12 protein-coding genes are annotated in these 13,810 nt (G+C 63.7%); all 12 read right to left on the bottom strand.

All coding sequences use genetic code 11. The features are described from left to right. Positions 1–7: 7 nt before the first annotated feature. Positions 8–919 (bottom strand): UDP-3-O-acyl-N-acetylglucosamine deacetylase, encoded by a 912-nt coding sequence (locus tag H6955_05975; protein ID MCP5313083.1) that lies wholly within the window; start codon positions 917–919, stop codon positions 8–10. Between the two features lie 197 nt (positions 920–1,116). Next, positions 1,117–2,289, bottom strand: coding sequence for a cell division protein FtsZ (gene ftsZ / locus H6955_05980; GenBank protein MCP5313084.1), 1,173 nt, complete (start codon positions 2,287–2,289; stop codon positions 1,117–1,119). Between the two features lie 54 nt (positions 2,290–2,343). Next, entirely contained in the window at positions 2,344–3,579 is a 1,236-nt protein-coding gene (ftsA, locus tag H6955_05985) for a cell division protein FtsA (protein ID MCP5313085.1), read from the bottom strand. Beyond that, the gene (locus H6955_05990) at positions 3,579–4,385 is read right to left on the bottom strand and encodes an FtsQ-type POTRA domain-containing protein (protein ID MCP5313086.1); all 807 of its coding nucleotides are present in this window, start codon (positions 4,383–4,385) and stop codon (positions 3,579–3,581) included. The genes ftsA and H6955_05990 overlap by 1 nt, the downstream gene beginning before the upstream one ends. Further along, a complete protein-coding gene (locus H6955_05995; protein MCP5313087.1) occupies positions 4,385–5,308 on the bottom strand; it encodes a D-alanine--D-alanine ligase in 924 nt (307 codons plus the stop codon). Before H6955_05995 ends, H6955_05990 begins: the two co-directional genes overlap by 1 nt. Next, positions 5,305–6,198, bottom strand: a complete 894-nt coding sequence (gene murB, locus H6955_06000) for a UDP-N-acetylmuramate dehydrogenase (protein MCP5313088.1) — start codon at positions 6,196–6,198, stop codon at positions 5,305–5,307. Before murB ends, H6955_05995 begins: the two co-directional genes overlap by 4 nt. Positions 6,199–6,346: 148 nt before the next feature. Then, complete coding sequence (gene murC, locus H6955_06005; protein ID MCP5313089.1) at positions 6,347–7,777, bottom strand: UDP-N-acetylmuramate--L-alanine ligase; 1,431 nt, start codon at positions 7,775–7,777, stop codon at positions 6,347–6,349. Next, positions 7,774–8,844: an undecaprenyldiphospho-muramoylpentapeptide beta-N-acetylglucosaminyltransferase gene (gene murG / locus H6955_06010; protein MCP5313090.1), complete on the bottom strand. Its 1,071-nt coding sequence runs from the start codon at positions 8,842–8,844 to the stop codon at positions 7,774–7,776. Before murG ends, murC begins: the two co-directional genes overlap by 4 nt. Beyond that, a complete protein-coding gene (gene ftsW, locus H6955_06015) occupies positions 8,829–10,004 on the bottom strand; it encodes a putative lipid II flippase FtsW (protein ID MCP5313091.1) in 1,176 nt (391 codons plus the stop codon). The genes murG and ftsW overlap by 16 nt, the downstream gene beginning before the upstream one ends. Beyond that, the gene (locus tag H6955_06020; protein MCP5313092.1) at positions 10,001–11,359 is read right to left on the bottom strand and encodes a UDP-N-acetylmuramoyl-L-alanine--D-glutamate ligase; all 1,359 of its coding nucleotides are present in this window, start codon (positions 11,357–11,359) and stop codon (positions 10,001–10,003) included. The genes ftsW and H6955_06020 overlap by 4 nt, the downstream gene beginning before the upstream one ends. Before the next feature lie 8 nt (positions 11,360–11,367). Further along, entirely contained in the window at positions 11,368–12,450 is a 1,083-nt protein-coding gene (locus tag H6955_06025; protein MCP5313093.1) for a phospho-N-acetylmuramoyl-pentapeptide-transferase, read from the bottom strand. Next, positions 12,444–13,781 (bottom strand): UDP-N-acetylmuramoyl-tripeptide--D-alanyl-D-alanine ligase, encoded by a 1,338-nt coding sequence (locus H6955_06030; protein ID MCP5313094.1) that lies wholly within the window; start codon positions 13,779–13,781, stop codon positions 12,444–12,446. Before H6955_06030 ends, H6955_06025 begins: the two co-directional genes overlap by 7 nt. Positions 13,782–13,810 lie beyond the last annotated feature (29 nt).

Genomic DNA, 13,810 nt, shown 5'->3' on the forward strand with positions numbered 1-13,810 from the left:
GGCCCGCTCAGGAGACGTGCGCAGGCTTCATGTACGAAATGGGTGCCTGCTCGGCATCGGCGAAAGTCACCTCTTCCCACGCTTCGGGCTGTGCGATCAGTGCCTTGAGCAACCGGTTGTTCAACTCGTGACCGGATTTATAGCCGTTGAAAGCCCCGATCAGGCTGTGTCCGAGCAGGTACAGGTCGCCAATGGCGTCGAGGATCTTGTGTTTGACGAATTCGTCCTCGTAACGCAGGCCATCTTCGTTGAGCACGCGGAAATCGTCCACCACGATGGCGTTGTCCATGCTACCGCCGAGTGCCAGCCCTTTCTCCCGCAAGGTCTCGATATCGCGCAGGAAGCCAAAGGTGCGGGCTCGGCTGACCTCTTTCACGAACGACGTCGACGAGAAGTCGATGACCGAACGACGTCGGTCCTCGCTCATTGCCGGGTGATCGAAGTCGATGCCGAAACTGACCTTGAACCCCTTGAAAGGCTCGAATCGCGCGACCTTGTCGCCGTCACGTACCTCGACCGGGCTCTTGATACGAATGAACTTTTTGGCGACGTTCTGCTCTTCGACACCGGCCGACTGGATCAGGAACACGAAGGGCCCGGCGCTGCCGTCCATGATCGGTACTTCGGGGGCGCTCACATCGACATAGGCGTTGTCGATGCCCAGACCGGCGAACGCCGACAGCAGATGCTCGACGGTTGAGATCCGCACCCCGTCCTTGACCAGGGTGGTCGACAGGCGCGTATCACCGACATTTTCAGCCTTGGCCGGGATGTCGACCGGGGAATCCAGGTCGACACGCCGGAACACGATGCCGGTATCGGGGGCCGCCGGGCGCAGTGTCAGATAGACCTTTTGCCCGGTATGCAGTCCGACCCCGGTGGCGCGGATCACGTTCTTAAGGGTGCGTTGCCTTATCATCAGGTTCGGGTCTCCGAGTCAAAATTCCTTGTTTTTTCAGCTATTTAGCTTACTACATCGTGGAATTTCGACGACGCAGTATCTGAGTGATCCCCCGGCACCAACTTAGGGAATACCCTTATTCTCACTATTTATGACCGACATATCAAGCAAAAATGTCAATGTCGTTCCTCAAAGAACGCGCGATCTCCCACCGCTCAATCTGCCTGACGACGCAGGAAAGCGGGGATATCCAGGTACTCCATGTCCTTGCTTGCCGCCTTGACGAAGTCATTGGCAGTCTTCGAACTGCGCCGGACGTGCGGCGGGACTTCGAGCGAATTGTAATCGGTTTTTTCCGCTTCAACCGCGTCGTTGCTGACCAGACGGACCGGCTTGATATCCACCTCCGGTGCTTTGACCACGGCCACGGGCTCCTCGCCCAGCCCGGTGGCAACCACGGTCACCCGCATCTCGTCGACCATTTCCGGATCGATCACGGTGCCGACCACCACGGTCGCATCGTCGCGCGCGAACTCCTTGACGGTGTTGCCGACTTCATCGAATTCGCCAATCGCCAGGTCCAGCCCCGCGGTGATATTAACCAAAATTCCGCGCGCTCCGGAAAGATGGATATCCTCGAGCAGCGGACTGCGGATCGCCAGTTCGGCCGCCTCGCGGGCCCGGTGCTCACCGTTGGCGCGTCCGGTGCCCATCATCGCCACGCCCATTTCCGACATGACGGTGCGGACGTCGGCGAAATCGACGTTGATCAGGCCGGGCTTGGTAATCAACTCCGCGATCCCCTGCACCGCGTTGAGCAACACGTCGTTGGCCGCCTTGAACGCGTCCAGCAGCGAGGTGGTCTTGCCGAGCACCGCGAGCAGCTTTTCGTTGGGGATCGTGATCACCGAATCGACATGCTGAGACAGGCGGGCAATGCCCTCCTCGGCGATTCGCATGCGCTTGCCGCCTTCGAATGCAAACGGTTTCGTGACCACGGCCACGGTCAGAATGCCGAGTTCCTTGGCCGCCTCGGCGACCACCGGTGCCGCTCCGGTCCCGGTGCCGCCGCCCATGCCAGCGGTGATGAACACCATGTCGGCACCTTCGAGCGCCTCGCAGATCCGGTCACGATCTTCCATCGCCGCATCGAAGCCCCGGTCGGGATTGGCCCCGGCACCAAGACCGCGGGTGACGTTGGAGCCCAGCTGCAACGCCGTGCGCACCTCGGTGTTCTTCAGCGCCTGCGCATCCGTATTCGCACAGATGAATTCCACACCCTCGATGTTGGAACGCAACATATGATTGACCGCGTTGCCGCCGCCACCGCCGACGCCAACGACTTTGATTACCGCGCTCTGGCTGTCCACATCCATCAATTCGAACATTTCATTCTCCTCCCGGTACCGGCCCGCCCTTGAAGGGATCCAGGTCCGGTTTGATCAAAAGTTCCCCTGAAACCAGCTTTTCATCCGGTTCCAGACCGATTTGAGCCCCCCGCCACCGACACTCTCGGGCACCCGCGCCACCCGGTTGCGATGGCCAAACAACAGCAATCCCACGCCGGTGGCGTGAATCGGATTGCGTACAACGTCCACCAGGCCGGTGACGTACTGCGGAATTCCGAGCCGCACCGGCATGTGAAATACCTCCTCCGCCAGGTCGATCAGACCCTCCATCTTTGCGCTGCCGCCGGTCATCACGACCCCGCCGGCGACCAGATCCTCGTACCCGGAACGCCGCAACTCCGCCTGTATCAGCGTCAGTAGTTCCTCGTAACGTGGTTCGACGACCTCGGCGAGGGTCTGACGCGACAAGCGTCGCGGCGGCCGATCACCGATGCTCGGCACCTCGATGGTCTCGTCCGGACTGGCCAGCTGAGTCAAGGCGCAGGCGTACTTGAGCTTGATCTCCTCGGCGTGTTGGGTGGGCGTCCGCAGCGCGACCGCGATGTCGTTCGTCACCTGATCGCCGGCGATCGGAATCACCGCGGTATGCCGAATCGAACCACCCGTGAACACGGCGATATCGGTGGTACCACCGCCGATGTCGACCAGGCACACGCCCAAGTCCTTCTCATCGTCCTCGAGCACCGAGTAACTCGAAGCCAGCTGTTCGAGGATGAGGTCCTCCACCTCAAGCCCGCAGCGACGCACACACTTGATGATGTTCTGCGCCGCGCTCACCGCGCCGGTCACCATGTGTACGCGGGCCTCGAGGCGAACGCCGGACATCCCGACCGGGTCGTGGATGCCCTCCTGGTTATCGATGATGAATTCCTGGGGCAGGATATGCAGGATCTTCTGGTCAGCGGGAATCGCCACCGCGCGCGCCGCGTCGATCACCCGCTCGACGTCGGCGTGCGACACCTCGCCGTCCTTGATCGGAACGATGCCGTGCGAGTTCAGGCTCGAAACATGGCTTCCCGCGATACCCGCGTAAACCGAATCAATCTCGACGCCCGCCATCAGTTCAGCCTCTTCGACGGCGCGCTGAATCGACTGCACGGTCGACTCGATGTTCACCACCACGCCCTTCTTCAGGCCGCGTGATGGATGCGAGCCGATACCGATAATTTCGATCTCGTTGTCCTGTCTCACCTCGCCGACAATCGCGACAACCTTGGAGGTACCGATGTCGAGCCCGACGATGACGTTCTTGTCACTGCGTTTGACCATCAAACCTTTCCCCGTGGCTGCGCTGCATCAGCCACTGACGCATCACCGGCATCCGTCTGCCAGCGCACTGCGAATCCATGTGAGTAGCGCATGTCGACGCGCTCCGGAACCCGCTGCTGCTCTGCGACCAGACTGGGATACACGCGCAGGAATTGCGCCAACCGGTTCTCGGTGTCTTCGCGTCCGAGTGATACCGTCAGCCCGCCGTCAAATCGCAACCACCAGTGGCGGCGCTCGTCGAGTTCCAGCGCATCGAGCTGCAGGCCGCGCGCGCGCGCGGCCGGAACCACCGACTGCAGGAACGCGACCACTCGGCGCTCGCTGCCGGACGGCCCCCGCAGACGAACGAGTGCCGAGTACGGACCGAGTTCACCCGGCTGGAACACCTCGCCGGCCACATTGATCAGCGCAGCATCGCCCCAACGCGCCAGCGGGACCTGCTCGGTCACCGCCATGCGGAGTTTGTCCGGCCAGACGCGCCGGATGCTGACGTCGGCGACCCACGGCATCGCGAGTACCGCGTCCCGCAAGCTGTGCATATCGCAGGTGAAGAAACCACCGTCGATCGTCGCCGCCACGGTGTGCTGGATCTCTGCCTGGTCAAGTTGCTGGAACTCGCCGTTGACCTCGATGACCCGCAAAGGCAAACGTCCCGGTTCGAGCAGGGACCGATAGCCGAAGCTGCCGGCCGCCGCGACCAGGGCCAGCGAGATCGCGCCGAGCAGCACCTTTGGCCAGCGACGCGATGCGGTGGTGTCCGCGGCACTGCGCGGCTTGGCGCGGGATTTTTTCGGCGCTGCCGCCATCAACGTGTCTCCAAAGTCTGCGCGAGAATGCGCCACACCAGTTCATCGAATTCGATGCCCACCGCTTTCGCGGCCATCGGAACCAGACTGTGACCGGTCATACCCGGCACGGTGTTCAGTTCGATCACCCAGGGCCGCCCGTCCTGGTCTGTCAATATGTCCACCCGCCCCCAGCCACTGGCACCCACGGCATCGAATGCCTGCAGCGCCAGTCGCTGCAGCTCGGCCTCGGCCTGCGCATCCAGACCGCAGGGGATCAGATAGCGTGTGTCGTCGGCGACATACTTGGCGTCGTAGTCGTAGAACGCGTGCGTGGTCTCGAGCTTGATCAGCGGCAACACCTCACGGCCGAGGACCGCTGCGGTATATTCCGCGCCTGTAATCCAGCGCTCGGCCATGACATGGCTTTGATATTGCGCGGCTCCGACCCATGCGGCATGCAGTTGCTCGGCATCGTCGGCGCGTGACATGCCGATGCTCGAACCCTCGAGCGCCGGCTTGACCATCAACGGATACCCCAACTCACCGGCCGCCACGAGGTCGGCTTCGGATCGGATCAGCGCAAAACCCGGCGTGGGCAGCCCGAGCGCCTGCAGCAGCAACTTGGTGCGGTACTTGTCCATGGCGATTGCGGAAGCCATTACGCCGCTACCGGTGTAAGGAAGTCCCAGGATCTCCAATGCTCCCTGGATCACGCCGTCCTCGCCGCCACGGCCGTGCAAGACATTGAACACCCGGTCGTAACGGCCCGCACCGAGTACCGTCAGGATGTCTCGATCGACATCGATACCATGCGCGTCGATGCCGCGCCGCCGCAGGCCATCGAGCACCGCCTTGCCGCTGACCAACGAGACCTCGCGCTCGGCCGCCCAACCGCCCATCAACACCGCCACCCTGCCGAACGTCGCTGCATCGATACTCATACCGCGTCTCCCACGACATGCACCTCGGTGCGCAGCAGAACGCCCTCGCACTGCGCCACCCGACTGCGCACGTGCTCGATCAATGCCTCGATGTCGGCCGCGCTCGCGGCACCGGTATTGATGATGAAGTTGGCGTGCTTGGTGGACACCTCTGCGCCACCGATGCGGTAGCCCTTGAGTCCGCATGCTTCGATCAGGCGCGCCGCATGATCGCCGGGAGGGTTGCGAAAGGTCGAACCGCAGCTCGGTTGACCAATCGGCTGGGTCGCGGCACGCCGATCGAGCAGGGCACGAATCGCTGCCTGTTCGGCCTCGCCGTCACCTTCTGTCAGCTGCAGCGTGCAACCGACAAACCACTCCTCGCCCGGTGCGACGACCTCGCGATAACCGATGCGGTACTCCGCCGGATACCGCGTGTGCAAGCTGCCGCTGCGATCAATCACCGTGACCGAATCGACGATCGGCCAGGTCTCGCCGCCGAATGCGCCGGCATTCATCGCCAGCGCACCGCCCATGGTGCCGGGAATACCGGCGAGAAACGCGGCACCCACCAGATCTGCGCGGGCACACTCGCGGGCCACCTTGGCGCAGGTGGCGCCGGCCTCCGCAGACACGCGCACCCCCTCGACACGGATGCTGTTCAGGCAACCCTGCAGCAGAATCACGGTTCCGCGGAAGCCCGCGTCACGGATCAGCAGATTGCTGCCCAGACCCAACCACAGCAAAGGTTCGTCGGCCGGCAGGGATCGCAGGAACAGGCCCAGGTCGGCGGCGTCCGCGGGCAGGTACATCTGCCGCGCAGGCCCACCGACCCGCCAGGTGTTGTAACGCCTGAGCGGTTCGTCGCGGCGCAGCTCGCCGCGCAGCGTCGGCTGCCGGGTCATGACCATCATCGCCTGTCCTCCGTACTGGCCGGAGGAATACGCGATGGCTGGCGCGACGGCTCGACTTTGCCGAGCGCCCGCAGATGCGCCTGCACACGTCCGGTCAGGCCCTCGCCACAACCCATGCACAGCCGGCGCGCTCCACTCGTTTGCGTCACGGACATAGCGCCTCCGCCATGTTGGCCGCAACCGCACCGATGTTGCCGGCGCCCATGGTCACGACGATATCGCCGTCGGCAACGATGTCCGCAAGGATCTGTGGCAGGTCCTCGACCTGCTCGACAAAGATGGGATCGACCTGGCCGCGGGCGCGTATCGCACGGCTGAGCGCACGTCCATCCGCACCGGCGATCGGGGCCTCGCCAGCCGCGTAGACCTCGGCCAGCACCAGTACGTCGACGCTCGAGAGCACGGCGACGAAGTCGTCGAATGCATCGTGTGTGCGGGTATAGCGATGAGGCTGGAACGCCAGGACGACACGCTGTTGCGGCCAACCCGAACGAACGGCCTCCAGGGTGGCCGACAGCTCGCGCGGGTGATGACCATAGTCGTCGACCAGCATCACCTCGCGGCCGCCGATACGACAGCCGCTGCGCGCCTGGAAGCGCCGACCAATCCCCTGGAATGCGGCCAGCGCGGCCTGTATCGCCGGCACTTCGACACCGAGTTCCTGCGCGACGGCGATCGCCGCGAGTGCGTTCAGGACATTGTGCCTGCCCGGCATGTTGAGGCGCACCGGAAATGGTGCCGCACCGGAACGCTGCACGCTGAACTCGGTAGTCATCGCCTGCTGACGGATGTCCGTTGCTCGAATATCGGCCTCTTCGGAAGTGCCGTAGGTGACCACTTTGCGCGTCACCTCCGGCAACAACTCGCACACATTGGCGTCATCGACACACAGCACAGCCTGACCGTAAAAAGGTAGGTGATGCAGGAACTCCAGGAACGCGGCGCGTAAACGACCGAAGTCGTTGCCATAGGTCCCCATATGGTCTTCGTCGACATTCGTTACCACCGCCAGCATCGGCTGCAGAAACAGGAACGACGCATCGCTCTCGTCGGCCTCTGCAACCAGCACCTCGCCCTCGCCCAGATGCGCATTGCTGCCGCGCGCATTCAGGCGTCCTCCGATCACGTAGGTAGGGTCGAGTCCACCCTCGATCAGCAGGCTCGCGATCAGGCTGGTGGTTGTGGTCTTGCCGTGTGTTCCGGCGACCGCAATGCCGTAACGGAACCGCATGATCTCGGCCAGCATCTCAGCGCGTGGCACCACCGGAATGCGCCGCTCACGTGCCGCACCGACCTCCGGATTGTCGTCCTTCACCGCACTCGAGATCACAACGGCGTCGGCGTCGGCGACGAACTCGGCGGAGTGGCCGATGTGAATGCGGGCGCCCTGCTCGGCAAGCCGCAGGGTCGCCGCGTTTTGCTTGATATCGGAGCCCGACACGATGTAACCCAGATTCAGCATCACCTGCGCAATCCCATTCATGCCGGCGCCGCCGATACCGACGAAGTGCAGGCGGCGCATCCGACCCATGGTCTCGGCGGCATAGCGCGGACTGGTCACGGGCAGTTCACTCATGCCGCCAACTCCTCGCACGCATCGGCGACCTGTCGGGTTGCATCGCGCCGGGCATGCTCATAGGCACGCAGCGCCATCGCGTGCAATGTCGCACGATCGGCAAGCAGTTCCTTCAGCACAAAGGCCAACGACTGTGCACTCATCTCCTGCTGCGGCAACAGACGCGCGGCGCCCGCATCGGTGAGAAAACGGGCATTGACCGTCTGGTGGTCGTCCACCGCGTACGGAAACGGCACCAGGATCGCTGGAACACCGGCCGCGGTCAGCTCGGAGACGGTCAGCGCGCCGGAACGACAGATCACCAGGTCGGCCCATCCGTATGCCTCGGCCATATCGAACAGAAATTCGCTGACATCTGCATCGACTGCATGCAGCGCGTAGCCTCTTTCGGTCTCTGTGGCCTTGCCACGACCGGCCTGATGGCGCACCAGTGGACGCTGCGCGCGATCGAGCAGTGCCATGGCCTCGGGCACTGTCTCGTTCAGTGCCTGGGCGCCCAACGAACCACCCATTACCAGCAAGTGCAGCGGCCGGTCCGCGGTGATCGGCTGCGGTTCTGGTAGCGCAACGATCTCCTGGCGGATCGGATTGCCGGTCACCCGTGCACCGACGGTGACCGGGAAGCTGCACGGAAAGGCCTCCAGCACGCGCGTCGCGATGCGAGCCAGCAAACGGTTGGTCAATCCCGGGATTGCGTTTTGCTCGTGCACGACCAGGGGCGTACTGCGCAGGCGACACACCAGGCCACCCGGACCTGTGACGAATCCGCCCATGCCCAGCACGACCTGAGGCTGGCGCCGCCGTAGCACCCCCCACGCCTGGCCCATCGCGCGCAGCAGCCGGAACGGTGCGAGCAGTCGGTCGCGCGCGCCCTGCCCTCGCAGACGATAGGCCGCGATCACATCGAGTTCGAAGCCATGCACCGGCACGATCCGTGACTCAAAGCTGTCCGGCGTGCCCAGCCAGCTGATCTGCCAGCCGCGCGCGGCGAGTTCCTGTGCCACCGCCAGAGCCGGGTATACATGCCCGCCGGTGCCACCGGCCATGATCGTTATACGCGCTGCCACTGACCCTCCCTGCCGTCTCCGGCGGTCCGGTTCTCGTAGCGGATGCGCAGTAGCATGCCGACAGCGATGCAGCATACGATCAGACTGTTGCTTCCGTAGCTCAGAAACGGCAGCGTCAGGCCCTTGGTCGGCAACAGGCCGACGTTCACGCCGATATTGATGAACGCCTGCATGCCCAGCCACAAGCCCAGCCCGTAGGCCACATAGGCGGCATAACGGTCGCCGCGGGCCTCGGCGCGCGCACCGATTGCGTAACTGCGCCAGATGATCAGGCCGAACATGCAGATCACCAGGAGGGTACCGACAAGCCCGAACTCCTCACCGATCACCGCCATCACAAAGTCGGTATGCGCCTCGGGCAGGTAGAACTGTTTCTGAATGCCGTTGCCAAGCCCCACACCGGTCCATTCACCGCGACCGAAGGCGATGAGCGCTTGGGACAACTGGTAGCCGGAGTCCTCGGCATGCTCCCAGGGATTCAAAAAGCTCGTGACGCGCTGCAGACGATAGGGAGAGATCAGCACCAGTCCGACCAGTGCCACAGTGGCTGTCGCCAGCATCAGCGCGAACTGCCACAGCGGCGCGCCGCCAAGGAACAGCATCATGAATGCCGTCATCAACAGCACCGCGGTGGTGCCGAAGTCCGGCTGCAGCATCAGCAGGGTACACGCGAGTACCAACAGCAGGATCGGCTTGATCGTGCCCCACACGGAATGCGCAACCTCGACCTGCCGACGCACCAGATAACCAGCGATATACAACACAATGAACAGCTTCATGAACTCGGAGGTCTGCAGGCTCAGCGGCCCGGCGGCGACCCAGCGCAGTGCTCCATTCGCCTCACGCCCAAGGCCCGGCACGTACACCAGCAACAGCAGCGCAATACCGATGAAATACAACACGGTACTCCAACGCTGCCACCAGGCCGTCGGTGTGCGATATACCAGCCAGCCCGCGGCGGCACCGAGTGTCAGCGCAATCAGATGCCGATTGACGTAACGCAGCAGGTCGCCGTTATGCTCACCCAGGTGCATCGATGCCGACGCCACCATCACGATTCCGAAGCTGAGAAGCACCAGCACCGCACCGACCAGCACCGCATCCATGCCCGGCATGCGTAAAGCGACGACGCCCCGGCTACGCGCCATGCTGGTGCTCATGCTCGCCTCCTCACGGCCTGCATGAACAGCTCACCGCGCTGTGCGAATCCGCTGTACATATCGAAACTCGCGCAGCCGGGAGACAGCAGCACGCGGTCCCCCGGACGCGCCAGCGCAGCCGCCTTGTTCACGGCATCATCCATGTCCGAGGCATTGATCTTGTCCATACCTTCCGGCACGACTGCGGCGATCACCGGTGCATCGCGTCCGATCAGCACCACTGCGCGGGCGCATTCTCCCATCACAGGACCCAAGGCTGAAAAGTCGGCGCCTTTGCAGTCGCCGCCGGCGATCAACACGGTACGCGATGCGTCGCCACGGTCCAGCCCGCGCAGCGCGGCGACACAGGCGCCGACATTGGTGCCCTTGCTGTCGTTGTACCAGGCGACACCTTGTTGCTCGGCAACGAACTGCGTGCGATGTGGAAGCCCTGGAAACCCGCGCAGCACCTCAAGCATCGCGGTGAGATCGAGACCCAGAGCACTGCCCATCGCCAGCGCGGCCAGTGCATTCGCACGATTGTGAAGACCGGGGATCTTCAATTCGCGGGTCGCGAGCAGGGGCTGTTCACCGCGGCACAGGTATTCCGTGCCGTCGATCGAACAGACACCGAACATCTTGACACTCTCCGCTTCACCGAGCGTGAAATACCAGGCATCGTCCGAACCCGACATCGCCGCGACCACCGGGTCGTCGGCGTTGTAGATGCCGACTCCCGCACCCTGCAATACGCGCGCCTTGGCGGCCGCGTACTCATCGAAGCTCGCGTATCGATCCATGTGGTCCATGCTGACGTTCAGCACTGTGGCCACGGCGGCCTGCAGAGAATGGGTGGTCTCGAGTTGGAAACTCGACAATTCCAGCACGTACAGTTCCACCGCATCGTCGAGCAGTTCCAGCGCCGGCGTACCGATGTTGCCACCAACCGCCACCCGGATACCGCTCGCCTTAACCATTTCGCCCAGCAGCGTCGTCACAGTGCTCTTGCCATTCGAGCCGGTGACCGCAACAACCGGGGCATGCGCGTTGCGTACGAACAGCTCGATGTCGCCGATCACCGGCACACCGCGCCGACGGGCTGCTTCGATCTGCGGGATATTCACGGATACGCCGGGGCTGACCACGATGCGCTCGACACTGTCGAACAGGCGCTCGTCGAATGGACCGAGAAACACCGCGATATCCGGCAACTCGGCGTTCAGCGCAGCCAATCCCGGCGGTTGGCTGCGGCTGTCGACGACAGCCACCTCGATGCCCTGCGCACTCAGGTAGCGGGCGCACGACAGGCCGGTGGCACCAAGCCCTACGATCAAGGTCTTGCCGGTCGACTGCTCGTGCTGTATCGCCTGCGCCATCGCTCGTTTCACCGAAGTTTCAGGCTGGCGAGACCCACCAGCACCAGGATGACGGTTATGATCCAGAAGCGCACGATCACGCGTGGTTCCGGCCAGCCCTTGAGTTCGAAATGGTGGTGTATCGGCGCCATACGGAAGATACGCCGACCGGTCAGCTTGAAAGAAGCCACCTGCAACATTACCGAGACTGTCTCGACTACGAATACCCCGCCCATGATGAACAACGTGACTTCCTGGCGGACTGCGACCGCCAGGGTGCCGAGTGCCGCGCCCAGCGCGAGTGCGCCGACATCGCCCATGAACACCTGGGCGGGATAGGCGTTGAACCAGAGAAAACCAAGACCCGCACCTACCAGGGCGCCGCACAGCACAGCCAGTTCGCCGACCCCGGGTAGATGCGGTATCAACAGATATTCGGCGATTCGCGCGTGACCGGAGGTGTACGCGAAGACACCGAGTGCACCGGCCACCAGCACGGTCGGCAGGATCGCCAGTCCGTCCAGGCCATCGGTGAGATTCACCGCATTCGACGAGCCTACGATCACCAGGTAGGCCCACAGCACGAACCAGCCACCCAGGTCGACGACCACGTCCTTGAGAAACGGGATCAGCAGCTGGGTCTCGGTTGGCAGGTTTGCCGCGGCATACAGCGCCACTGCGGCCGCCAGTCCAAACAGCGACTGCCAGAGATATTTCCAGCGCGCCGGAAGACCGCGCGAATCCTTCAGCACCAATTTGCGATAGTCGTCCCACAGACCGACCGCACCAAACGCGAGGGTGGTCAGCAGCACGGTCCATACATAGCGATTGCCGAGGTCCGCCCACAACAGAGTGGCGACCGCGACCGCTACCAGGATCAGGGCCCCACCCATGGTCGGAGTGCCCGATTTCGAAAGGTGCGTCTGTGGTCCGTCGTCGCGCACCATCTGACCGATCTTGTAGCGGCTCAACCGGCGGATCATCGCCGGTCCGACCATGAACGAGATCACCAGTGCGGTCAGCACCGCGAGGATGGTCCGCAGAGTGATGTAGCGGAATACCAGGAAGCCGCTGTCGAACTGCGCGAGATAGTCGGCCAGCGTAATCAGCATGCCGCCTCCGTCGCACGCAGCGCATCGACGACCCGGTCCATGCGTGCCGACCGCGATCCCTTGATCAGCAGGCTGTCGTCAGGCGACAGGTCCGCCGTCAATGTCTCGATCAGGGATTCACGCTCCGCGAAGTGACGGTGTTCGCCGGTAAACAATTCGCCGGCATGCCCACTCAGGGCCCCGACGGTGAACAGTCGGTCGATGCCGGCCTCCGAGGCCAATCCGCCCAGCTGGCGATGCAGTTCGTGCGCCGAATCACCCAGCTCGGCGAGGTCGCCGAGCACCAGCGTGCGGCGTCCGGGCGCAGCGGCGAGTACGCGCAGCGCGGCCGCAACCGAATCGGGATTGGCGTTGTAGCTGTCGTCGATCAAGCGTGCGCCGTCGATGCCCGGCAGCGGGCACAAGCGACCGGGGACCGGTGCCAGACCGGCCAATGCCTTCACCGCATCGTCGAGATCCGCACCTGCGGCGAGACCCGCCGCGACCGCGGCGAGTGCATTCATGCGATTGTGCTCGCCGGCCAGTGGCAGGCGGAGTTCTACCTCGCCGTGGTCGCAGCGCACCGGGAAGCGCGCTTCGAAGCGATTGCCGTGCCACTGCACCACGTAAGCGTCTCGTGGGCTCGATACATCCGCCGGCTGCACGACCCCGAACGTGCGCTGCGTGAGGTCGTGTCCCAGATCTCGCCAAAGTCCGGCGAACGCATCGTCGGCGTTGAACACGAAGGTACCGTCGGCAGCGAGGCCGCGGATGATCTCGGCCTTCGCACGCGCCACGCCTTCGAGACTTCCGAAGCCCTCGAGGTGGGCCCGGCCTGCATTGTTCAACACCGCCACATCCGGACACGCCAGGCCGGCGAGATATTCGATCTCGCCCGGGTGGTTCGCACCGAGTTCGATCACCGCATAGGGTTCGTCGCGTAAACGGCTGAGCGTCAGGGGGACGCCGATCGCGTTGTTCAGATTACCGCGGGTGGCCAGCACCCCGCCGCGTCGTGCCAGGATCGCGGCGATCATTTCTTTGAGCGTAGTCTTCCCGTTGCTGCCGGTCACTGCGACCACCCGAACCGCATGGCGCTGCCGCCACTGCCGTCCGAGTTCGCCAAGACCGAGCAAGGTATCGCTGACCTCGACAAGCGCCAGCGGCGTATCGGCCGCATGCTCGACCATCGCGCCGGCAGCACCGCCGGCATGGGCAGTCGCGAGATAGTCGTGACCATCGAAATTCGGACCGCGCAACGCGACGAACAACTCGCCGGTGCGCAGCGTGCGGCTGTCGGTACTGACACCGTCAAAACGCGCGTCTGCGCCGCGCAGTGTGCCGTTGAGCATATCGGCGAGTTCCGACAATGCCAACACGC

The organism is Chromatiaceae bacterium, from assembly GCA_024235395.1.
Classification (GTDB): Bacteria; Pseudomonadota; Gammaproteobacteria; order Chromatiales; family Chromatiaceae; genus Thiosocius.

Excerpts from the sequence above, each read along its gene's own strand:
- H6955_06020 (MCP5313092.1), bottom strand. The coding sequence starts at position 11,359 with ATGGCGCAGGCGATACAGCACGAGCAGTCGACCGGCAAGACCTTGATC.
- ftsW (MCP5313091.1), bottom strand. The coding sequence starts at position 10,004 with ATGAGCACCAGCATGGCGCGTAGCCGGGGCGTCGTCGCTTTACGCATG.
- murB (MCP5313088.1), bottom strand. The coding sequence starts at position 6,198 with ATGGTCATGACCCGGCAGCCGACGCTGCGCGGCGAGCTGCGCCGCGAC.
- H6955_06025 (MCP5313093.1), bottom strand. The coding sequence starts at position 12,450 with ATGCTGATTACGCTGGCCGACTATCTCGCGCAGTTCGACAGCGGCTTC.
- H6955_05990 (MCP5313086.1), bottom strand. The coding sequence starts at position 4,385 with ATGGCGGCAGCGCCGAAAAAATCCCGCGCCAAGCCGCGCAGTGCCGCG.
- murC (MCP5313089.1), bottom strand. The coding sequence starts at position 7,777 with ATGAGTGAACTGCCCGTGACCAGTCCGCGCTATGCCGCCGAGACCATG.
- ftsA (MCP5313085.1), bottom strand. The coding sequence starts at position 3,579 with ATGGTCAAACGCAGTGACAAGAACGTCATCGTCGGGCTCGACATCGGT.
- H6955_05995 (MCP5313087.1), bottom strand. The coding sequence starts at position 5,308 with ATGAGTATCGATGCAGCGACGTTCGGCAGGGTGGCGGTGTTGATGGGC.
- H6955_05975 (MCP5313083.1), bottom strand. The coding sequence starts at position 919 with ATGATAAGGCAACGCACCCTTAAGAACGTGATCCGCGCCACCGGGGTC.
- H6955_06030 (MCP5313094.1), bottom strand. The coding sequence starts at position 13,781 with ATGCTCAACGGCACACTGCGCGGCGCAGACGCGCGTTTTGACGGTGTC.
- ftsZ (MCP5313084.1), bottom strand. The coding sequence starts at position 2,289 with ATGTTCGAATTGATGGATGTGGACAGCCAGAGCGCGGTAATCAAAGTC.